Here is a 21,640-nt window from a genome sequence, read left to right as displayed (position 1 = left end):
ATTCATAACATATTGATATTCAATAACAATTAACGGTTAATAATTACACAATTAACAGAAAACGATTAAAAAAGAGTGAACATGAAAATAGGTGTAGACTTAGGAGGAACGAAAATAAAAGCGGGTGTCGAAAAAAACGGTTCGATCATCCAACAAAACACCATACTACTTCAGCAAAAGGAATCGTTATCGGCTACTTTGACTCAATTGATCGACCTTATCAAGCCGCTGACCGATTACTCTGTAAGCAGTATTGGCATTGGCGTTCCGTCGGTTGTTGACACTGATCGCGGCATTGTGTATAATGTGGCTAACATCCCCTCTTGGGAAAAAGTAGCATTGCGGGATATTTTAGAAGAAGAATTTAATGTCCCTGTGTTTGTCAACAACGATGTCAATTGTTTTACCCTTGGCGAACACCGTTATGGCATGGCCAAAGACTATAATTCGGTGGTAGGAATGACGATAGGCACCGGTTTGGGATCAGGAATTATCATTGATAATCAATTGTATATCGGCAATAACTGTGGCGCCGGAGAAATAGGAATGCTTCCTTACCGCGATCATACTTTTGAATATTACGCCTGCAGCAACTTTTTTGATGCCATTCACGGCACAAGCGCCATCGAAGCCAGTCGAGAGGCGCTTGCCGGCAACAAGAGAGCGATCAGCTTATGGTCAGAATTTGGAGTACATTTAGGCTTCGCTATCAAGGCTGTTCTATACGTCTATGACCCGGAGGTGATTGTTTTGGGCGGTTCTATCGCCAAAGCTTACCCCTTATTTAAAGCAGGTATGATGGAAACTTTACAGGATTTTGCCTATCCCGAATCGCTAAAACGGTTAAAAATATTCCAATCTCAAAACGACGATATTGCAATGCTGGGAGCTGCCGCCTTGGTAGCTCAGGAATGTAAAGTGTAGGAGTTATAGAACTGAAAAATGATAAACCCAAAAATGTAAAACTGAAAAAGTAACAGTTATCAAAGTGAAGAAATAGATTTTAACTTTTTCAATTTATCATTTTACATTTATCGGTTTTGCGGTTCAACATTCCCATCTCACTTTTTCAGTTTATCATTTTACATTTACCGGTTTTACGGTTCGAATTGCATTCTTTGTGCCATTTAAGTTAAAAATTAACTTTGCCCTTTCTATTGCTGTAAACCCACCTCTATGAAAAGCAACACCTTCATTGTCATTCTTATTTTTCTCATTTTCTTTGTTATCTCTTTTCTCAGCAATATTTTGGGGCCCATCATCCCCGACATCGTTGACAGTTTCAAATTAAGCATTGGATTAGCCGGCTTTTTACCTTTCGCTTTTTTTGTCGCTTATGGCGTTGCCTCTATCCCTTCAGGGATTTTAGTGGAAAAATACCGGGAGAAAAGAGTGCTTTTGTGGGCATTTATGATGGCTTTTGGCGGGGCGTTGCTGTTTGCTGTAATTCCTACGTTTACGGTTGCTTTGCTTTCATTGTTCATCATTGGCATTGGGATGGCTATGCTACAGGTAGTTATCAATCCATTGCTTAGAGTGGCGGGCGGCGAAGCCAATTTTGCTTTCAATTCGGTCATGGCGCAGCTCTTTTTTGGTGGTGCCTCGTTTCTGAGTCCGATGCTGTACAGCTATTTGGTCTTAAATGTACATGGTACAGCAGAAGCAAATACACTTATCAGTGCGCTCAATCAAATCGTACCGGCCAACTTGAAATGGGTATCGTTGTATTGGGTATTTGCGGTGGTAGCTTTTTTGATGGTGGTCATTATTTGGTTTGTTAAATTCCCCGAAGTAGAGCTCAAAGAAGACGAAAAAATCGATACCGAAAACGCCTTCAAAGACTTGCTCAAAAACCGCTACGTCCTGCTTTATTTTATTGCCATTTTCGCATATGTGGGCACTGAACAAGGCATTGCCAACTGGATTTCCAAGTTTTTACAAACCTACCATAATGTAGATCCTGCCACTAAAGGCGCATCGGTCATTTCTTACTTTTGGGGATTGCTTACCATTGGCTGTGTTTTAGGACTGGTTCTACTCAAAATTTTCGACAGCCGCCGCGTGTTGATTTTGTTTACCGTCAGCGCTATTGCATCGGTGTTGGCGGGCCTGTTTGGCCCCGTCGAAGTGGCGCTGTATGCATTTCCGTTGAGTGGCTTTTGCGCATCGGTTATGTGGTCAATCATATTTTCGCTGGCGCTCAATTCTGTTCCTTATCACCACGGCACATTTTCGGGAATTCTCTGTTCGGGGATTGCAGGAGGTGCGGTGGTACCGCTCATCATCGGTGGATTGGCCGAATTGGTCGGATTGCGCTTTGCGATGTTGTTTTTGATGATTACCTTAGGGTACATTTTGAGCATTGGGCTTTGGGCCAAACCGCTCGTGACTAATGCTACCATCAAAAGTTGGAAAGAGCTTTTTGCTTAGTTTTTAAATAGATTAACCGCAATGGGCGCTATAGATTAACGCAATAGACGCAATGATATTTTTTGCGTCTATTGCGATTTCAATGGCGTCCATTGCGGTTAAATTAATGGTTATTATTATGTACAAAATCATTCTCCTTATAGACTTTGCCGAGGAATACAGCAAAGGCCTGTTGAAAGGGATTTCCAAATATTCCAAAGAACACGGTCCCTGGATTTTTTGTCGGATGCCGCTGTTTCAGCGTGAAACGATTGGAATAGATGGGATTTTGGAATGGGCGTTAGAGTGGGAAGCCGACGGTATCATCGGGCAGTTGTACAACGACCCCAAAATTGAAAAGATCGTAAAAGCCGGGATTCCGGTCATTGCCCAGGATTTTAAAGAACGCTTCAAAGAAATTCCCAACATCACCGGCGACCACTACGAAGCAGGAAAAATGGGTGCCGAATATTTTCTTCGCAAAGGTTTCAAAAACTTTGCTTTTTACGGCTTTAAAGACATTGTCTGGTCACGCGAGCGCGCCGACGGTTTTGAAGATCGTGTCAAAAAAGCGGGCCATCAGGTACATTACTTTGAGCACATTATGGCACGAAGCAGCGAGCTTTGGTACTATAAACCCAGTCCGCTGAGTCAATGGCTCAAGTCCTTACCCAAGCCCATTGCCCTCATGACTTGTGACGACAATCAGGGTCAACACATCACCGAAGCATGCCGACAATCCAATATCCGCATCCCCGAACACGTAGCGGTTCTGGGCGTAGACAACGACGAAATGATCTGTGAATTTTCGGACCCGCCACTGTCGAGTATCGGTCAAGACACCGAAAAAGGAGGCTACGACGCCGCGAAGTTGTTGCATCACATGATCGAACATGGCACGGCGGATTATTACGACATTATCGTCAAACCGACACAGATCATCACCCGCCAATCCACCGATATTTACGCCACCAACGACCGCTACATTGCTTCATCGCTGAAATTCATTCACCAAAATATTGACAAAAACCTTCAGGTAGAGGATATTGTGAAGCAGGTTCCGTTGTCGCGGAGAGCGTTGGAACAGCGTTTTCAGGATATTACAGGCTATCCTATTTACAAATACATTTTCAATCTTCGCATCGAAAAATTCACGCAAAAACTCATCGAAACGGATATGACAGTCTTTGAAATTGCGTTGGACATGGGCCTTACCGACAGCAAAAACATCGCTCGCCAATTCCGCCAGATCAAAGGCTGCACACCCATTGAATACCGCAATCAGTATTTGGCGGGGAAGTAAAACATTCTCTTTTTCATTTAGTTGCCAACATTTTCTTAGCAATCTCATGCACAATTTCCTGCCTGAAATTTTCTCCGTAGTTCTCCGTGGTTTGTGTCTCCACAGACTCACTAAGCCGCATTATTAGAACAATGATAGTCAACCAAATTTGATTATTAGCAAATCAAATAGAAAGGTCTGTGGGGACACAGACCAAGGGAAGGAGTATTTGGCCGGCAAGTAAGTGCGTTTGGTTATGTGACTTTTTATAAGCCTTTTACGGAGGCTTCGGTTTTGTCTTTTACCGCCTTTTGAGCAAGACCGATGGCATTTCGCACTTTGTCTGAAGTGCCGCTTGCCTGAAGATTCTCCATTTTGCCCAATGCATTTTCATAATAACTTCCCCACACTTCCAGAATGTGCGCTTCCGATGCTTTAGCGTTTCCTTTTTGAATGGCTTCCAGACTCAGTTTTGTTTCGATGTCAAGTCGTTTTGTCGCGGCTTCCTGCAATTCTTTCACTAAAACGAGTGCGGTACTTTCATCTGTACTTGTAAGGGTCATGGCCGAAACCAAGGCCGAAATGCCCACATTTTTCATTTCCCACGCCGACACATTTTCCAGTCGGTCGGCATCGGTATGGTAAAAAACGTCGGTAAAGTGCCACATCAGCAGACCGGGCAAACCTGCCTGCAAAAACGGCGTATGGTCTGAACCGCCCTCGTAGGGATTGGTCTTTACAACCCATCCGTTGGTTTTGGCCTGATCGAGGCAGCGATTCAACACAAAATCATTGAAATAATGCGGCTTGATGGCGTTTTCCGGCAATGGTTTGCCTCCCCATTCCGAATGTTTTTCCTCCCCTCTGGTCCACACCGCCGAGGGATCGGGCATTTTTTCGATGAGAAAAGTCCCGCCTGTTTTTTGGGTGTCTTCGCCCACCATGTCAAGGCTCATGCCCCACTGAATTCCTTTGGCGCGAATGGTATCTTCGGTGACATAGCGACGGGTTGAAACGATCTCGTCGCCCCACAAAAACGTCAAACTTCGTTCAGGCTTATAACTTCCTTTTTTGTACATTTCAGCCGCCACGCGCGCCATTTCGGCCAACGTGCCTACCCCCGTGGCATTGTCATTGGCACCGGGTTCCTGCACATGCGCCGAAAACACAAAGCGTTCTTTTGCTGCTTTATTGCCCTTTATATCAGCCACTAAGGTCAGTTCTTCCGATGGATACAGCTTGGTTTCCGTTTTTACTTTTACCCGAACCGGGCCTTTGGCAAGTGCTGCTTTCAGGCGGTCTTTGGCGCGCGTAGAAAGCAATATACCAAAACTGCTTTGGAAACCTTTCACGATCTGAATTCCCGAAAATTGAATGGAATTGGCAAATTTTTGAGGTTGTGTATACGCGGGAATACTGTAGCCAAACGCACCCACCGCACCCCGACCGGCAGCTGTGCGATGAACCAAGCCAATGCCTTGCTCTACAAAGAGTATCTTGCCGTTCAAGTCCGCTTTTTCCAACGTCTGTTTGTCTTTACTGTCAATGTAAACAACCTCTGCTTCAATGCCTTCGGGTGGAGTGGTGCCCGAATTGATGGCCAACATATTGCGATTGGTCTTAAATTCCAGAAGCGGTTCCGATTCGCCCACGATCTCTACTTTCGCATCAATAGGTTCCCACGTTTGGCGATTCATGGGCCGCTTTTCGATGCGATACGTGAGCATATCTGTCGGCTTGGCTTCCGTTTCGTTGACGTAGCCTGCTTTTTTCAGAATATTTTCTACGTAATAAATGCTTTCATTGAAACCGGTATTTCCTGCCAAACGCCAACGCTTCTCTACGTAAGCCACTGTATTATAAGCATTTTGCTCTTGAAAAGCTTTCTGAGCGGTGGATTGGTATTTTTTCAACAAAGGGCTTTGCCCAAAAATGCGAAAAGAGAGAAGAACGAAAACTATTAAAGCAAGACTTCTGAAATGCATGGTATTGGCGTGTTTTTGCGCCAAGATAAAGCAAAAACCAACGGAGAACAACTCCAACCGCGCATGGCAAAAAAATTGGCAGTGAGAACACCGCCAAAGGCATAAACTGTCTATAATTCAGTCAGCAGATACGGCCAATAAATTCCGATAATCGTATTTTTGGTACTTTTCTGTTTTAGAGCCCTCTTTTATAATTTCAATCAATTCATTCTTCACTTCAACCCGTAGCCAGTATTCCGGCGGCGTATGTGAAAATGAGCTCAATTTCAGAACAAACGAAGCATTTAATTTTCGTTCACCTACCAAATATTTATGCAAATTGCTGTCTTTCATCTCAAATAAAATGGCCAATTTTTTTTGAGATATGTTTAACAGCCTAAGATACATCTTTACAAAGTCGACGATCTTTAATTTATCAGTATAGTTATCATTTTCAATATAATCTTCTAGCTGAAATCGAATAGACAGTAACTCGTTTTTCAGTTTTTGTTCTTCTGATTGCTGTTGAGAATGTAAAAGGATAAACTCCTTTAAACCAACGGCTTTCTTATCATTCCATATATCTTTCGGTTGAATTTCCTTCGTGTTTTTCATACTCATGTATTTAAAAATTGAGCAACTAATTTCTCCCCCGCTTCCGGTGGAATCACCATCGTGGTTTCGCCGAATTTCAGCGCACCATATTTTTGCGAATACAAGGTCATCAAAATAATTTCGTTTTGTTTGTCTTCTTCGAGCACATCAAATGCTAACCATCCTTTGTAATGTTCTTTCCCTTTGATAAAACTCAATCTACACGCAAAAGCAATTAAGCACTCTGCAACTTTCACATGTATTTTATCACTTCCTTTGTTGTGAGGAGCAATTTCAATATATGCCATGTATGGCTCAACGGCACCTTTCAGTTGGAAAATAAGGCAACCTTCAATGACTGCGGGCGTTTCGTCACAAACCAGAATATAGGTTTCAAAATGTGCTTTTTTTGAATGTTTTCTAAAATTGAACTTCCAACCTTCTGTTAATGAGGGCAATGATACACTGTTGGATACTTTTATCGTTGCCTTAACAGGCCGACCGTCTTCGGCTTTGGCAATTTTTACTTTCATACATTACCGGTAATGTTTACGAAGATACAAAATAATTATACAAATTGTATAATTATTTCTTCTTTGCTCCATTGGTAAAAAGCAAAAACCAACGGAGAACAACTCCACCCGCGCATGGCAAAAAAATTGGCAGTGATAACACCCCCAAAGGCATAACTCTTTCGAGAGTGATACAACGTTCGATTAATCTTTCTTCAGTAGTCATATGCTTTATGAAATTTGCAGCTAACTCTCAAATATACAAAAGTCCACAGTCTTCATTTCATTCTCTCACCCAAATTAGGCGGCATTTGCGAAAATCCAAAAAATTGCAATCATGTTGTAATTCACTATCTGTTTATAGCTTCTCTCTCCTTATCTTTGAAGATTCACTGAATCCCGAATCATCGACATGACCAACAAGCTGATTTTCGCCTGTCTCTTTCTCAGCGCCGCCTTTTTGGTAAGCCTTAAAGCCGACGATTCGGCCATTGACGGCAAGGCGTTTGCTAAACATATCGCCATAATCGCCTCCGACGAATTTGAGGGCCGCAAACCATTCAGTCCCGGTGAAACCAAGACCATCAATTACCTAAAAGCTGAATTTGAAAAACTGGGATTGAAACCCGGCAACGACAACAGCTATTTTCAGGATGTACCGATGGTGGATATCATGTCCAAACCCGCCGGGCCGTTGGTCATGAAAGGCAAAGACAGTGAAATATCGCTGAATTACCTGACCGATTTTGTAGCCGCCACGCGTCGTGTGCAAGACCGGGTAAAAGTTGAAAACTCCGAAATGGTGTTTGCCGGTTACGGCATTGTCGCGCCCGAATATGGTTGGAATGACTACGCAGGTTTGGATGTAAAAGGCAAAACGGTACTTGTGTTAGTCAATGACCCGGGCATTGTGGACGATAAGTTGTTCAAAGGCAACACTATGACTTACTACGGTCGTTGGACGTACAAGTTTGAAGAAGCCGCTCGGCAGGGTGCTGCGGGCGTGCTCATTATTCATGATACAGGTCCGGCAAGTTACGGTTGGTCGGTCGTGCGAAGTGGTTGGTCAAAATCCAAATTATATCTGCAAGCCGCTGACGACAATCGCTCACGGGCCGCGATGGAAGGATGGATTACGCTTGAGTCGGCCAAAAAACTTTTTAAGATTGCGGGGGTACAACCCGATGTGATGCACGCCGCGAGTCAAAAAGGATTCAAACCGGTTCCGTTGGGCGTAAAAACGTCGTTGGTGATCAACAATCAAATCAGGAAATCTACTTCGCACAATGTCATGGCGCTGCTGCCGGGCACAACTCGCGCCAATGAATACGTATTTTACACTGCGCACTGGGATCATTTCGGTAAAGGCGAAGCCATCAAAGGAGATTCCATCTACAACGGTGCCGCCGACGATGCTTCCGGTACAGCCGCATTGATGGAAATTGCCACGGCTTTTACCAAACTGAAAAAGAAACCTGCCCGCTCTATTGTCTTTTTGGTCGTTACGGCCGAAGAACAGGGATTATTGGGTTCTGAATATTACTGTTCGCACCCTGTGTATCCGTTAGACAAAACTGTGGCCGACATCAACATGGATGTATTACAACCTTTTGGCCGCACCAAAGATGTGATCGTGGTAGGCAAAGGCCAGTCCGAATTGGATGAATACATTGAAGCTGAAGCCAAGAAGCAAGATCGATTTACGCGCGGTGAGCCTAATCCCTCGGGCGGTTGGTATTTTCGTTCCGATCACTTCAATTTTGCCAAAGTGGGCGTGCCTTCGTTGTACATCGAAAACGGTGTCATGTCCCGCGAACACGGCGAAGATTGGGGCAAAGCTCAAAAAGAACAATTCAATTTGTACCGCTATCACATGCCTACCGATGAATACAGTTCGAGTTGGGACTTGACAGGAATCATTGAAGACATGAAACTTCTGTACGCGGTGGGTAATCGTATCAGCAACGAAACGACATTTCCGGGTTGGAAAAAAGGTTCTGAATTCAAAGCGGCCCGTGACAAGATGATGAAGAGATAAGGTTCTTTTTCCAATTTAAACTTGGCAAGTTTTTGAAACTTACCAAGTCTTATATATAACTAAATTCAGGTAAAAAATAGGCTCTGAATAGTCTTTCGACAAATCAGATTCGTATACCGGCAAACTCTCTTTCTATGAATAAGGTGTACTTTAGTTTGTTGGTCTTGACCTCATTACCTTTTTGGAGTTTAGGCCAGCATATGGACGAATTTCCGTCCGAAATCGTCAATTTCAAACCTCACGCTCAAAACCCCATCTTTTTAGGAACGGGAAAATCAGGGGATTGGGATGAAAAGATCAGAGAACGGGGCTACATTTTGTATGAAGACAATATCTACCACATGTGGTACACGGGCTATAAAAATGTAAAAGGCTCAACAAAATATTTAGGTTACGCTACTTCTCCCGATGGAATTACGTGGACGCGTTACAAAGGCAATCCCATTCATGAATTGGATTGGATCGAAGATATGTCTGTCATAAAATCTAACGGTACTTATTATATGTTTGCCGAAGGAAAAGACGACATTGCACATTTACTGACTTCCACCGACCGCATTCATTGGACGGAAAAAGGCGCGTTAGATGTCCGAATGGCCAATGGTCAACCTATTTCTAAGGGAGCGTATGGCACGCCTGCGATTTGGAAAGAAAACGACACATGGTATCTTTTCTACGAACGCGGCGATTTAGGAGTTTGGCTTGCTACTTCCAAAGACCTCAAAATCTGGACAAATATGCAGGACGAACCCGTGCTGAAAATGGGCCCCGAGCCCTACGACCAATTCGCCGTAGCCATGAACCAAGTGATTAAGTATAAAGGGCTTTATTACGGTTATTACCACGCATCTGCTTTTAAAGATTGGCACGAATGGTCAACCAACGTGGCGGTTTCCAAGGATTTAATTCACTGGAAAAAATATGAGAACAATCCCATTATCGGCAACGATACGTCCAGCGGCATTTTGGTAAATGATGGTAAGCAATATCGGATGTACACCATGCACCCCAAAGTGAATGTTTACTTTCCGGGAAAGTAGTTTTACCCCTTTTTGACCTTATCGTCTCGGCAACAAACAACTTTTTCGCCCTGACGATGAACACTCTTCCCACCCTTTTCTTTTTCCTTGCCTTATTCAATCCTCCACAAAAATCGGATTGGGTTTGGCTTTTTAACGGCACCTCCACCGACCAATGGGTTTCGGCAAAATCCGACCAATTTCCCAAAGAAGGTTGGGCGATTGAGAACAAATTATTAGTGGTTAACAAAGGGAAAGGCGAAAGTAAAGCCGTGGTGCGCGGTGGCGATATAATTACGAAAAAGACCTATTCTCAATTTGATTTGGAATTTGAATTCAAATTAGGACCCGGAGCAAATACAGGCTTAAAATATTTCACCAAAAAATACCCTGACGGCTCCATCTTAGGCTGTGAATATCAACTCATTGACGATAAAGGCAACAAAGACATTGCCAATGATACTAACGACAAACGTCGTACAGCCGGATTGTATGAATTATTTGCCCCTACTTCGCGTCAGCTAAAACCCATCGGGCAGTGGAATAAAGGCCGCATCAAAGTGGAAGGCTCGCAGGTAATTCACTGGCTCAACGGCGTCAAAGTCGTAGAATACACCATTGGCAGTCCCGCATTCATGGATGCCAAGGCCGCCAGTAAATTCAAGGCCGTGGAAGATTTCGGAACCGCACCCGGTCATATTTTACTCCAAGACCACGGCGACGAAGCCACTTTTCGGAACATTCGAATCCGAGAATTGTAATTGATTTCTCAACAATTTCATTGCTTGAGAATATGTTAAAACTTCGCATACTTGGTGGTGTTTTCACTGCCAATCCAGCTGATTTTCAAGCACATACTAAGCGTTTCCTGCCAATAAAACTGCACCAATCTAAATCGATCCCCAATGAAATCAATTATTAACACGTTGTCGGCGCTCTTGCTCTGCGGAGTCTTCGCCGTTGTCTGCCATGCGCAAGCCAATGATTTAGCAACAATAAAAGGACGAATCGTCACTGAATTGATGAGTACCAACGTCAGCGATAAGGCAATAGAAACCATCATTGCCAAAATGAACGACGACGGCAGTTTTCAGGGGATAAACTACGAAGACCTCAGCCGAACCGCGAGCTTTCCGCACGGAGGTCATACCCGCGATCTGGTGTATTTAGCCAAAGCGTATAAAAGCAAAACTTCCGCTTTTTATCAAAGCAAAAAGGTAAAAGACCTGGTAACGAAAGGGTTAGAATATTGGGTAAAACATGATTTTGTGGGTGATAACTGGCACGACAACCAAATTACAACTCCCACCAATTTAGGGAATCTAATGCTGGTCATTGGGGATGAATTGCCCAAAGACTTGGTCGAGAAAGCCCAACCCATGATTGGCCGAGCAAACATGAGCGCATCGGGTGCCCGTCAAAGTGGCGACCGGATCGTGATTGCCGGTATTTTGGCTAAAAATTTACTTTTTAGAGGTGATTCGAAAGAATTTGACAACATCATAAAGATCATTGAAGGTGAAATGAAATTTGCGACGGGCGAACGTGGCATTCAGCACGATTACAGTTTTCACCACCGCGTCGACCGCGTCAACAATACTTCCTCGTACGGATACGGCAAATATGCCAATGCCTTCGGCGAGTGGTCATTTTATGTAGCCGGCACCAAATATGCGTTTTCCAAAGAGAAAATAAACTTATTGGTGGACTATTATTTGGACGGGATTTACAAACAAATGGTGTACGGAGTCTACGAAGATATAAGCGTAAAAAACCGCAGCATTTCGCAGAAAGTAAGTTCTTTTCAGCCACAAAGTACGCTCGAAATTGAACGACTGCTCATTAGTACCGATTATCGCAAAAAGGAGTTGGAGGAAATCATTCACCTGAGAAAAGGGGAAGCGAAGCCTTCCCAATCGTTCGCTAAATTCTTCTGGCAAACCGAGCATTTTGTGTTTCAGCGGCCCGGGTTTTACACCACCGTGCGGATGTTTTCTACCCGCAATCGCAACATGGAAGAACCCTACAACGGCCCGGGCAAAACCACCCACCACCGCGCCGACGGCACAAACTATCTGATGCTCAAAGGCGACGAATACCACAACATTTGGGCCGTGTATGACTGGCAAAAAATATCGGGAACCACCATTATGCAAAAGGCACAATTATACGCCCCCGAAGAAATTCAAAAAGAAGGCCTGACCAACTTTGTGGGGGCCGTGACCGATGGGTTATACGGAGCCGTAGCCTTTGATTTCAAAAGCCCGCACGATCTAACCGAAGCCAAAAAATCATGGTTCTTTTTTGACGAAGAATACGTTTGTCTCGGCACCGATATAAAATCAAAACCCAATCTACCCGTAGCCACCACCATCAATCAGGTATTGATGCGAAGCGACGTTACCATTATGCAGGACGGCACCAAAAAGACCCTCCCGCAGGGCAACCGCATTGCCGAAAAGGTGAAATGGGTATACCACGATAAAGTAGGGTACATTTTCCCGGAACCCACCACCATCAATCTGTCCAATCAGCCGGAAACAGGACGTTGGTCGGACATTACAGACCAGAAAAACATCAGCAAAGAATTGGTCAAAGAGGATGTATTTACCCTGTGGTTCAATCATGGAAATAAGCCCAACGGCGCTTCTTACCAATATATTGTGGTACCCAATGTGTCTGAACAGCAACTGGCCGGCAGCGCGAATCGTTCCGTTGAAATTCTTTCCAATACCCCTGACTTACAGGCCGTAAAGCACAATAAATTGGAGCAGATACAATTGGCCTTTTATAAGAACGGCGAAGTGGAAATAGCGAAGGGTTTTAAATTGAGAATGGACAGCCAAGGCATGGCGATGCTGAAAATGAATGGCAATCGTCTGAAAGAATTAACGCTCGCCGACCCTTCGCGCAAATTGAGCCGAATGACCCTCACCGTGCCGGGTATCTACACCGCCAAAGGAGATGGATACTTTTCTGTACCGGATGCTAAACAAAACAGTACTTTATTGGTGGTGGAATTGCCGCAGGGAGTTTATACAGGTAAAAGTGTAACTATAAAATTATAGCGAGTTTTCAATAAATAATGAAGTGGATTACCCGAGAACGTCCCAAAATTGACCGCATTGCCTGTCCGTGGCTCATTCGGCGATTCATTGAACCGCAAGCAGAGATTATTTATGTGCCCGAAGCACAGGTCAAAACACAGGCCGAAGCGTTGGGAGCCATTCCGTTTGATATTGCGGGCGTGGAGTTTACGCATTATGAAAACCGCAGTACGTTTGATTATTTCCTCCAAAAATACGACCTGAAAGACCCCGCGCTGCACATCATGGCGCCCATCATTCGCGGGGCCGATACCGACGACCATTCGGCGGCAAGTCAGGCATCAGGGCTTTGGGCAATTGCGGCGGGAATGGCGTTTAACATCAAGGATGATCATGAACTTCTCGAAAAGGGAATGATGATTTATGATGCACTTTACAGTTGGGCCAAGCACCTACGGCACGAAAAACATACCCAAAATGCTTCCGAGAACCTGCTTTTGCAGGTATTTAAAGATCATTTAAAGAAACAAAAAGGCAAAAGATCGCCGGCATGGGTGACCGAATTGGGGGCGTTGATTCAGGATCACATTGATACCAATCTCGCCCTCAGCCTGAAAGAAATCTCCGAAGGGCTTGACCTGAACCCCGCTTACCTTTCGCGCGAGTTTTCGAAACATTTCGACGATTTGTCCTTCGGTGAATACATTCGCAAACTTCGTATCGACAAAGCCATTCAATTGCTCGAAACCTCCGACAGCACATTATCCGAGATCGCCTACCTGACGGGTTTCTCAGACCAGAGTCATTTTACACGTATTTTTAAAAAATTTACGGGCAAAAACCCTTCTATTTACCGAAAAAACGTGCTGAAAAGTAAAGAAAATACAAAAGGTTAATTCCGTTCTATTTCGGCACATTACTCCTTTGTAGCATTGCGGTGTGAAGGAGACTTGGCAGGTCTTAAAGACCTGCCAAGTCTTTTGATGTTCAACCAACTCTCACCCAATGATACACAACATTTACACTCTCGCAAGAAAATCCAATTACCGAAATGCAGGTCTTTTTCTGCTCTTCAACACGCTGCTTGTAGTGTCCGTTGCGGCCCAAACCCCTCCAACGTATCCACGCATGGCAGGTTATATGGGCATTGTTCACCCACTCGTAACATTCAGCGAAGAGGGAACAACCACCAATTTTAAAGACGCTTACGTCGTTGGATTTCCTACGGGGCTAAATCTGTGGAAAACCCCTAAAATCGGCTTTTCGGTAGAGATCGTGCCAACCATTCGTGCCGAAAAAGGGGTCAGCAAAGTATCCAATCTATTGATTCATCCGGGCATTTTGTTGGGACTGGGCAAAGGCTTTACGTTTGCGGGCCGAGTGGCCTTTGAAACCGCCGGCCGCTATGGCGTTACGCCCGTGTTGAATAAGGCTTTTAAACGAAACAATAACGGCGGCAACTACTTCATTGCCATTCCCATCCCCGTACGTTTTGGCAACGATAAGCCTGCTTCGGTTACATTAGGATTCCAATTTGGGATTGGGTTTTAGAGAGAAATAATAAATGTTAACCTTATTTTTCTTTTTGGGTGGAGGCAAGGGCGGAGGCAAGCCCCGCCCCTACATACTAACATATTTTCCACTATGACCACTGCACCAAAATACTCACTGCGTCAACTCATAGGTTATTTTCTGCAACTCGGCACCATTGGTTTTGGCGGTCCTGTTGCTTTGGTAGGATATATGCACCGCGATTTGGTCGAGCGCCTGAAATGGATATCGGAAGAAGATTATCGCGAAGGGTTGGCGCTGGCGCAATTAGCGCCGGGTCCGCTGGCAGCGCAAACCGCGATTTATATCGGCTACGTACATTATCGGATTTTGGGGGCTACACTGGTCGGATTGGCCTTTGTTTTGCCTTCGTTTTTGATGGTGCTCGCGCTGGGCTATGCGTATCAACGCTTTGGCGGGTTACCGTGGATGCAGGCGCTGTTTTACGGCGTCAGCGGAGCTGTCATTGGCATCATTACGCTCAGCAGTTATAAACTTACCATCAAATCGTTGGGAAAAGACTATTGGCTGTGGGGGATATTTATTGTGCTCACCGGCGTTACCTTTTGGACAGAATCTGAAAATATTTGGCTCGTTTTAGCGAGTGGTGCACTGATTTGGTGGGTTAGGCACTCCCCCAATCCGTTGCAATTCAATACGATATTCCTACCCATTTTGGCACAAATCCCTGTGTTAAGCGTTGAGAACTCACTGCTTTGGAAAATCGCCCTGTTTTTCACCAAAGCCGGTGCTTTTGTGTTTGGCAGTGGATTGGCCATTATTCCTTTTCTGTACGGCGGCTTGGTCAAAGAATACCATTGGCTCAATGAACAACAGTTCTTGGACGCCGTTGCGGTAGCGATGATAACACCCGGACCGGTGGTGATCACCGTAGGTTTTATCGGCTATCTGGTGGCAGGTTTTCCGGGGGCCTGCGTGGCTGCTTTGGCCACCTTCTTTCCATGCTATGTTTTTACGGTAGTGCCGGCACCTTATTTTAAGAAATACGGCAAACTGCCGGCTATTAAAGCGTTTGTTGACGGCGTAACGGCCGCCGCCGTCGGGGCCATCGCGGGCTCGGTGTTGGTCTTGGCAAAACGTCAATTGATTGATATTCCCACCATTGCAATTGCCCTTACTGCCGGAATTATTTTATACAACTTCAAGAAAATTCAGGAGCCGTACATTATTCTGTCTGCCGCGATTTTGGGACTGATTTTGAAGTCTTTTCTATCCTAATTTTTCATTTTCTGTAAAACTATACGAGGTAACAGCTCATTTTGCCGCTATCTCATCTACCGACAAATAGTAAAATTTGTCGCCCGCCACGCCTTGCGCCGGCTTATCGTACTCGAAATAACGGCCGCTGAATTTTACCACCAACCCCTCTTTTTGAAATGCTGACGGCATACTGCAAACATAGCCCACATCATGAGAATCAAAACTGTTGAGAACACGTAACGTGTACTGCTTCCGGGCAGCATCAAAGTAGATTCGCCCTTCTGCACTCTCCACTTTTTTAACATAAGCACCATCGGTGCATTCACTTGTTAAATCCTGTTTTTTACAGGAGCCAACGGCAATGCAAAGCAGCAAACCAAGCGAAAAGATCAATTTAGGAAGTGTCATAGCTTTTGTACATTTATTGACATGACGCTGTTACCCTTATTTTAGTTGGAGTTAGATTTCCTATTGCGTGTATTTGCTTTCGCCGGTTGGCATTACGCTTTTGATTTTTCCCTTTTGTACTGCCGAAAAGTAACCGTTTACTCAAAAAACCCTGAAAATCATTGAGGTACAGCTTTTTTTGACTATGTTTAATAGCCAAATACCTTTCCTTTTGACTGTTAAATAAGAATGAAAAAACGCTTCGTCTCTACTCGTTTTGTTGCCTTTGTTTTCTTGGCCCATGTCCGGGTTGTGTTTTCTCTTTCATTTATTGGCTAAATTAATGAAGAAAACAAGCATAGCCATGAACAAGAACCACCTGTTGCTGCTGATCCTTTGTATCATAAGTGCCTGTATAAGTCAGAAAGACAGACGGGAAAATACACTTGATGATAACTATTATACCCAAGGAAATTCCAACCGTACTGCGGCGGAGTGGGAACCTGCCAAAGGAGCAATGATCGCCTGGCCATTAACCGTTCCGTATAAGTTGGTGATCGAGTTAGCAAAAGACGGTCAATTGTTTACCCTCGTTGAAGATCAAAAATCAAAGCAGGATGCCATCAAATGGTATGCCAAATGGGGCATAGATACCACCAAAGTAACCTTTGCTTTTGCTCCGCAGGGAATAGATGCCTCGTGGGTACGGGATTGGGGACCTTCTGCGGTATTCACGCCTGATGGAAAGATGAAACTCGGCGACGGTAAATACATTTATTCCACGCCCGTTTCGGGGCAGGGCTGCAACGACAGCCTTACGTTCCTTTACACCGATGAAAAAAAACAAATTATTTTAACCGAAACCGACGATAATGCTACGGTAAAGATCGGTCAATCGCTCAAGATGGAGGTTTTACAACTTCCGTTTGTCACTACCGGCGGAAATGTAGCCACGGATGGGCAGCAAACGGCTTTTTCTACCTGTATCATCACCAACGAAAACCGCTTTGACGGCACTTCCGATGAAGCATTTTTCAACCAAAACAAAAAACTGTTGGGATTCAGTCACTATAATATTCTGCCAAATTTTGAAGCCAAGGGCATTCAGCACATTGATTGCTTCATGAAACTGCTCGATGAAGAGCGTATTTTGGTAGCCCGCCCACCCACTGATCATCCGCTGTATGAAACCTATGAACGTATAGTCAATAACGAATTGACCAAATTGAAGACCACCTATGGCCGTCCGTTCGAGATCCTCAGAATCGACACCTACGTCTTTGGAAATTATAAAGAAAATTTGGCGGCCTATACCAACTCGCTGATTCTCAACAAAACTATCTACGTCCCGCTTTTCGGAATTTCGCAGGATTCAATCGCTTTGAAGCGTTGGGCGGAGGTGATGCCCGGCTATCAGGTCAAAGGATTTACGTTCAATCTGAAAGAAGAATCTCACCTGACGGATCAAATGAAAGAACGCTACAAAGTAATAGGTTGGAACAGCGGCGACGCTTTGCATTGCCGGACAAGGGCAGTTTGGGACAGCGAAATGCTCTATATGAGTGTAAAAAGATTGCCGGCAAAAGCGATCTCAAATGAAGACTTAACGCTGCATGCCACCATCATAGATTACAGCAAAAAAGGACTGAAAGATAACTCCCAAAAGCTGTACTGGAGGATAAAAGGTGAAAAGAGTTGGAAAGAAGAATTCTTAACCCCTACCGAAAACAATACGCATTTTTATGGCGCTATTCCTACAAAAGAGACCGGCAAAACCATCGAATATTATATCTCTGCCGCCTCAAAATCAGGACGTAATGAGACCATGCCGCGAACGGCTCCGGACGGATTTTATACGATGAACTATGAGAAAGATTAACGTACCTTAACTTTTGAAAATTATCAAATCAGTATATTTAAAACACTTGATGAATGAGCACTTAAGTGCAGCTACTATTTAACAACCCTTTCATTTTATTCAACCCTTATGAAAAACGATTCTTTACAGCAAACGGTAGACCCTCCCCTTTATCCAATGCTTTGGGGACTGGCTGTACTTGGCGCTTTATTGCTGAATATCCAGACCTTTGGCATTACTCAAGCAAGTATCAATCAATTGATCGTCCATCCGCACGGCGGCAATTATTGGGTATTGACGATCATCAATACCGTGTTTGGCAACAAATTTTCGGCATTGCTTTCTATCCTTTTTGGGGCAGGCATTGTGCTGTTTTTTGTAAAGGTCAAATCGACCAATGGCTTTTCTATGGTGGAACTCTTCATTCGGCGGCAACTGTGGCTCATGGTATTTGGGCTGATCAATGCCATTATTTTACTTTGGCAAAACGACCTACTGTTTCCTTTCAGCATCGTAGGCGTACTGCTTTTTCCACTTTATCGCCTGTCAGCTCGGGCGTTGCTGATCGGGGCCGTAATCATGGCCCTTCTTTTCGGCGGGAAATCCTATTGGAATTTTTTCGAAACAAAACAGAAATACGAAAAATACCAAAAGGTAGTCGCCATTGAAAAGAAGAATAAAAAACTCACTAAAAAGAAACAGGTAAAACTGACCGATGAACAAAAAGCTGACACCACTGCTTGGAAAGGAATTGTCCAACGACAAAAATTTGATAAAAAAGCGAACGAAGGCGAGATAAAAGCCATGCGTTCAGATTATACCAAAGTATGGAGTCACGTTTTGCCCAACAGCCAATGGAAAGAAGCCGGTTGGCTTTATCGTATAGGCCTTTGGGAATTCGCTTCTTTGATGCTCTTAGGCATGTCTCTGGTTAAATGGGGCTTCTTTTCCAACGCATTTACTACCAAACAATACGGGCTTTTTTCTATTGCAGGACTGGTCGCAGGGCAAGCATTGGCTTGGCTATCGCTCGGAAATTTTGAATTACGAATTGTTGACATCACAAAGTATGTCACGGAAAATTACCTCCCGCTCTATGATGTGCTATTGCCCTTTGAACGCGCCCTGACTGCCATGGGCTGGGCATCTTTGGCTATCGTATTGTATCGGTCAAACATAATGACTTGGCTGTGGCGCGCCTTCGGTGCAGTGGGTGAAATGGCCCTGACCAACTATTTATTACAAACCATTGCCTGCACGTTGTTCTTCAATGGTTACGGCATGAGTTATTTTGGAGAGTTGAAATTTTATCAGTTGTATTTTATCGTTGCCGAGATCTGGTTATTACAATTGATACTCAGCGTCGTTTGGTTGCGCGTTTTTCATTTTGGCCCTGCCGAATGGCTTTGGTACTCGCTGATCCAATGGAAACGGCAACCCATGCAAAAAACGGAATCCACTACCTCTGTCGAATCCTCTATCACTGCTTAACCTACTCATTTTATGGAAACTACAAATACACTCACTACTGATATACTCACCGAACTGATTCCTGATCATACACCGCGCCCCGTTGCCAAAGCCGACCGGATTCAAACCATCGACCTTGTACGCGGATTTGCTCTTTTAGGTATTTTGATGATGAATATCCCGGGGTTTGGTTTTTTGAACTCCGGTATTTTTGCGGTAGTAAAAAATACCAAAAGCGCTGATTTTTATACCTTTGCCACCGTTGGTGTCGCTTTTGAAGGAACCATGCGGGCACTGTTTTCAATGCTTTTCGGGGCAGGAATGGTCTTATTTATGACCACTAAAAAAACAACCGAAAACGGCGTTCCCGTTGCCGAATACTACTATCGGCGCTTAGTCTGGTTAGTACTTTTCGGGGTTTTCAATGCCTATGTGTTGCTTTGGTGGGGCGATGTTTTGTACTTCTACGGTTTGTGCGGTATGCTTTTATTTCCTTTCCGAAAATTCAAACCTGTCTGGTTGATCGTGCTTGCCATTGCCTGTATGGGTGTAAATTTCTACCGAAACGATCTGTGGTTTGACGGAATGCGCGAAAACAGAGCGGGCTATAAAGAGGCCGTCCGTCTTGAAAAAGCCAAGAAAAAGCCAACGCCCAAACAGTTGGAAGCTAAATCCGGTTGGGAAGAATTCGAAAAAAGATTCAAACCCGACAAGAAAAAAGACGACCAAACGCTGAAAGAAAGGCGGGGAAACTATGGTTCCGTATTTATGAATCTCTTACCCGAAAACAGCAACGGTGAAAGTTGGGGAATGTATTTTGGTTGTTGGGATATGCTGGCTATGATGTTTGTCGGCATGGCGTTATTCAGTTGGGGATTCTTTTCCAATAAATTACCGAACTCCACCTACGCCGTAACATTGTTGGTCGGTTATGGAGTCGGCTTACCCATCAGTTGGTTCTATGTTAAAACACAGGCCGAATGGCTCGTAAATCCCGGCCAGTTTGTTGATTATTTTCGAGTCATCCCTTTCAATGTATACGATATCAGAAGGGCCCTGTTGGCAGTAGGGCACGCCAGTCTGTTGATTTTGGTCTACCGGTCAGGCATCGTTCCGTGGCTCATGAAATCGTTGACCGCCGTTGGACAAATGGCTTTTACCAATTACCTGATGCAGTCTATTATTTGTACCCTCATTTTTCATGGCTACGGCTTGGGTTATTACGGCAAATTGGCGTATTACCAACTCTATTACGTCGTATTCGGTGTATGGGTATTCCAGATGATCCTATCGCCCATTTGGCTCAATTATTTCCGTTTTGGCCCTTTTGAATGGGCATGGCGCAGCCTAACCTACTGGAAACGCCAACCCATGAATGTGGTACGGACGGCCCGTCCGTAAACAAAAAATCAAACCGAAGAAAAAAAGTTAATATGCGTATTTGCCGAAGACGCATTCAGTAAGCCATAAAATCAACGTTACTCCTTAGTAAACATCAATGAAACCAACCCAATCCATCAATTACCGCTACATCACTGTATTCTTTATTGTCTTCTTTTTGTTGGCGGTCATTGGTTTTTGGAGTTCTTATTTCACCAAAATTTTTGTTCAGGAAAGCTACCGAATGCACACGCACGGCATTGCTCTGATTTTGTGGCTTGCTTTGCTCATCATTCAGCCTTATTTGATACAGGCAAAAAAAGTACGGCTTCACAAAACGCTTGGAAAATTTTCCTACCTGTTGGTGCCCGTGTTGGTACTCACTACCCTGGACTTACTGAAATACAGCTTATCAAAGTTGGAGCAGCTTGGAAACACCGGCTATTTTTTCGTGGCGTTGGTCGTCAATGCGTTGATTGCCTATTTGATTTTTTATGGATTGGCGATTTATCATAAGCGCAAGGCCAACATCCACGCCCGTTACATGATCTGTACGGCGTTTCCGATGTTTACGCCCATTACGGACCGCATTATTGGCCATCATTTCCGGTCGTTAATTGCTTACGTACCCACTATTGACAGCATGCCGGTTGTTCCTGTCATCGGGTTTCTAATGGCCGACTTGATCGTACTGGGGTTATGTATTTGGGACATTCGCTCCAATAAGCGATGGAATATTTTTCCGGCTGCCCTGGTCATCTTACTGTTCTACCATTTTTCGGTACTCAACTTTTATAAATATCCTTTTTGGCAATCGTTCTGTGAATGGTTTCATGCAATTTAATGAGGGCTCGGAAGGTGAAGTAACAACGTTTATTATGAAACTTTCTATTTAAACCTACCGACAA

At 44.2% G+C, this 21,640-nt stretch carries 18 protein-coding genes; 14 read left to right on the top strand and 4 right to left on the bottom strand.

What is annotated here, in order from left to right; translation table 11 throughout:
* The first annotated feature begins 81 nt into the window (after positions 1-81).
* The 3 genes from ACQY73_RS25575 (at position 82) to ACQY73_RS25565 (ending at position 3,712) form a co-directional block, all read left to right on the top strand.
* The gene (locus ACQY73_RS25575; RefSeq protein ID WP_428656522.1) at positions 82-924 is read left to right on the top strand and encodes an ROK family protein; all 843 of its coding nucleotides are present in this window, start codon (positions 82-84) and stop codon (positions 922-924) included.
* 252 nt (positions 925-1,176) lie between these two features.
* Positions 1,177-2,430 (top strand): sugar MFS transporter, encoded by a 1,254-nt coding sequence (locus ACQY73_RS25570; protein ID WP_428656520.1) that lies wholly within the window; start codon positions 1,177-1,179, stop codon positions 2,428-2,430.
* 118 nt (positions 2,431-2,548) lie between these two features.
* Positions 2,549-3,712, top strand: a complete 1,164-nt coding sequence (locus ACQY73_RS25565) for a DNA-binding transcriptional regulator (protein WP_428656517.1) — start codon at positions 2,549-2,551, stop codon at positions 3,710-3,712.
* Positions 3,713-3,957: 245 nt separating this feature from the next.
* On the opposite strand, the gene ACQY73_RS25560 is transcribed toward ACQY73_RS25565, so the two are convergent.
* From ACQY73_RS25560 to ACQY73_RS25550, 3 genes are all read right to left on the bottom strand, one after another.
* Positions 3,958-5,676: a M28 family peptidase gene (locus ACQY73_RS25560; RefSeq protein ID WP_428656515.1), complete on the bottom strand. Its 1,719-nt coding sequence runs from the start codon at positions 5,674-5,676 to the stop codon at positions 3,958-3,960.
* A 117-nt stretch (positions 5,677-5,793) separates the two neighbouring features.
* Positions 5,794-6,270 (bottom strand): helix-turn-helix transcriptional regulator, encoded by a 477-nt coding sequence (locus ACQY73_RS25555; protein WP_428656513.1) that lies wholly within the window; start codon positions 6,268-6,270, stop codon positions 5,794-5,796.
* A 2-nt stretch (positions 6,271-6,272) separates the two neighbouring features.
* Positions 6,273-6,782, bottom strand: a complete 510-nt coding sequence (locus tag ACQY73_RS25550) for a hypothetical protein (RefSeq protein ID WP_428656510.1) — start codon at positions 6,780-6,782, stop codon at positions 6,273-6,275.
* A 391-nt stretch (positions 6,783-7,173) separates the two neighbouring features.
* Between ACQY73_RS25550 and ACQY73_RS25545 the strand changes: the two genes are divergently transcribed.
* The 7 genes from ACQY73_RS25545 to ACQY73_RS25515 all read left to right on the top strand — a co-directional run bounded on the left by ACQY73_RS25545 (position 7,174) and on the right by ACQY73_RS25515 (position 15,655).
* Complete coding sequence (locus tag ACQY73_RS25545) at positions 7,174-8,799, top strand: M28 family metallopeptidase (protein WP_428656508.1); 1,626 nt, start codon at positions 7,174-7,176, stop codon at positions 8,797-8,799.
* Positions 8,800-8,933: 134 nt separating this feature from the next.
* Positions 8,934-9,839, top strand: a complete 906-nt coding sequence (locus tag ACQY73_RS25540; protein ID WP_428656507.1) for a glycosylase — start codon at positions 8,934-8,936, stop codon at positions 9,837-9,839.
* Between the two features lie 56 nt (positions 9,840-9,895).
* Positions 9,896-10,579 (top strand): 3-keto-disaccharide hydrolase, encoded by a 684-nt coding sequence (locus ACQY73_RS25535; RefSeq protein ID WP_428656504.1) that lies wholly within the window; start codon positions 9,896-9,898, stop codon positions 10,577-10,579.
* A gap of 144 nt (positions 10,580-10,723) precedes the next feature.
* Entirely contained in the window at positions 10,724-12,886 is a 2,163-nt protein-coding gene (locus ACQY73_RS25530; protein ID WP_428656501.1) for a polysaccharide lyase family 8 super-sandwich domain-containing protein, read from the top strand.
* Positions 12,887-12,903: 17 nt separating this feature from the next.
* Positions 12,904-13,761: a chromate resistance protein ChrB domain-containing protein gene (locus ACQY73_RS25525; protein WP_428656498.1), complete on the top strand. Its 858-nt coding sequence runs from the start codon at positions 12,904-12,906 to the stop codon at positions 13,759-13,761.
* A 109-nt stretch (positions 13,762-13,870) separates the two neighbouring features.
* The gene (locus ACQY73_RS25520; protein WP_428656495.1) at positions 13,871-14,416 is read left to right on the top strand and encodes a hypothetical protein; all 546 of its coding nucleotides are present in this window, start codon (positions 13,871-13,873) and stop codon (positions 14,414-14,416) included.
* Positions 14,417-14,509: 93 nt separating this feature from the next.
* Entirely contained in the window at positions 14,510-15,655 is a 1,146-nt protein-coding gene (locus ACQY73_RS25515) for a chromate transporter (protein ID WP_428656492.1), read from the top strand.
* 36 nt (positions 15,656-15,691) lie between these two features.
* Here the strand turns inward: ACQY73_RS25515 and ACQY73_RS25510 are convergent, their stop codons facing one another.
* Positions 15,692-16,045: a hypothetical protein gene (locus ACQY73_RS25510; RefSeq protein ID WP_428656490.1), complete on the bottom strand. Its 354-nt coding sequence runs from the start codon at positions 16,043-16,045 to the stop codon at positions 15,692-15,694.
* Positions 16,046-16,388: 343 nt separating this feature from the next.
* On the opposite strand from ACQY73_RS25510, the gene ACQY73_RS25505 reads away from it, so the two are divergent.
* The 4 genes from ACQY73_RS25505 (at position 16,389) to ACQY73_RS25490 (ending at position 21,576) form a co-directional block, all read left to right on the top strand.
* A complete protein-coding gene (locus ACQY73_RS25505) occupies positions 16,389-17,903 on the top strand; it encodes an agmatine deiminase family protein (protein ID WP_428656488.1) in 1,515 nt (504 codons plus the stop codon).
* A gap of 108 nt (positions 17,904-18,011) precedes the next feature.
* A complete protein-coding gene (locus tag ACQY73_RS25500; protein WP_428656486.1) occupies positions 18,012-19,373 on the top strand; it encodes a DUF418 domain-containing protein in 1,362 nt (453 codons plus the stop codon).
* A 12-nt stretch (positions 19,374-19,385) separates the two neighbouring features.
* Positions 19,386-20,753 (top strand): DUF418 domain-containing protein, encoded by a 1,368-nt coding sequence (locus ACQY73_RS25495; protein WP_428656484.1) that lies wholly within the window; start codon positions 19,386-19,388, stop codon positions 20,751-20,753.
* Positions 20,754-20,850: 97 nt separating this feature from the next.
* A complete protein-coding gene (locus ACQY73_RS25490; protein ID WP_428656482.1) occupies positions 20,851-21,576 on the top strand; it encodes a hypothetical protein in 726 nt (241 codons plus the stop codon).
* Positions 21,577-21,640 lie beyond the last annotated feature (64 nt).

Origin of the sequence: Runella sp., from assembly GCF_965279615.1 — a bacterium.
GTDB lineage: Bacteria > Bacteroidota > Bacteroidia > Cytophagales > Spirosomataceae > Runella.
Note: the sequence above shows the minus strand (reverse complement) of the source record. Positions and strands in the feature narration are given on the sequence as shown.

Bases quoted from the DNA above. Each gene is read 5' to 3' on its own strand.
- ACQY73_RS25550 (WP_428656510.1), bottom strand. From the start codon at position 6,782: ATGAAAGTAAAAATTGCCAAAGCCGAAGACGGTCGGCCTGTTAAGGCA.
- ACQY73_RS25505 (WP_428656488.1), top strand. From the start codon at position 16,389: ATGAACAAGAACCACCTGTTGCTGCTGATCCTTTGTATCATAAGTGCC.
- ACQY73_RS25575 (WP_428656522.1), top strand. From the start codon at position 82: ATGAAAATAGGTGTAGACTTAGGAGGAACGAAAATAAAAGCGGGTGTC.
- ACQY73_RS25555 (WP_428656513.1), bottom strand. From the start codon at position 6,270: ATGAAAAACACGAAGGAAATTCAACCGAAAGATATATGGAATGATAAG.
- ACQY73_RS25495 (WP_428656484.1), top strand. From the start codon at position 19,386: ATGGAAACTACAAATACACTCACTACTGATATACTCACCGAACTGATT.
- ACQY73_RS25520 (WP_428656495.1), top strand. From the start codon at position 13,871: ATGATACACAACATTTACACTCTCGCAAGAAAATCCAATTACCGAAAT.
- ACQY73_RS25535 (WP_428656504.1), top strand. From the start codon at position 9,896: ATGAACACTCTTCCCACCCTTTTCTTTTTCCTTGCCTTATTCAATCCT.
- ACQY73_RS25525 (WP_428656498.1), top strand. From the start codon at position 12,904: ATGAAGTGGATTACCCGAGAACGTCCCAAAATTGACCGCATTGCCTGT.
- ACQY73_RS25570 (WP_428656520.1), top strand. From the start codon at position 1,177: ATGAAAAGCAACACCTTCATTGTCATTCTTATTTTTCTCATTTTCTTT.
- ACQY73_RS25545 (WP_428656508.1), top strand. From the start codon at position 7,174: ATGACCAACAAGCTGATTTTCGCCTGTCTCTTTCTCAGCGCCGCCTTT.
- ACQY73_RS25565 (WP_428656517.1), top strand. From the start codon at position 2,549: ATGTACAAAATCATTCTCCTTATAGACTTTGCCGAGGAATACAGCAAA.
- ACQY73_RS25540 (WP_428656507.1), top strand. From the start codon at position 8,934: ATGAATAAGGTGTACTTTAGTTTGTTGGTCTTGACCTCATTACCTTTT.
- ACQY73_RS25510 (WP_428656490.1), bottom strand. From the start codon at position 16,045: ATGACACTTCCTAAATTGATCTTTTCGCTTGGTTTGCTGCTTTGCATT.
- ACQY73_RS25500 (WP_428656486.1), top strand. From the start codon at position 18,012: ATGAAAAACGATTCTTTACAGCAAACGGTAGACCCTCCCCTTTATCCA.
- ACQY73_RS25515 (WP_428656492.1), top strand. From the start codon at position 14,510: ATGACCACTGCACCAAAATACTCACTGCGTCAACTCATAGGTTATTTT.
- ACQY73_RS25530 (WP_428656501.1), top strand. From the start codon at position 10,724: ATGAAATCAATTATTAACACGTTGTCGGCGCTCTTGCTCTGCGGAGTC.
- ACQY73_RS25490 (WP_428656482.1), top strand. From the start codon at position 20,851: ATGAAACCAACCCAATCCATCAATTACCGCTACATCACTGTATTCTTT.
- ACQY73_RS25560 (WP_428656515.1), bottom strand. From the start codon at position 5,676: ATGCATTTCAGAAGTCTTGCTTTAATAGTTTTCGTTCTTCTCTCTTTT.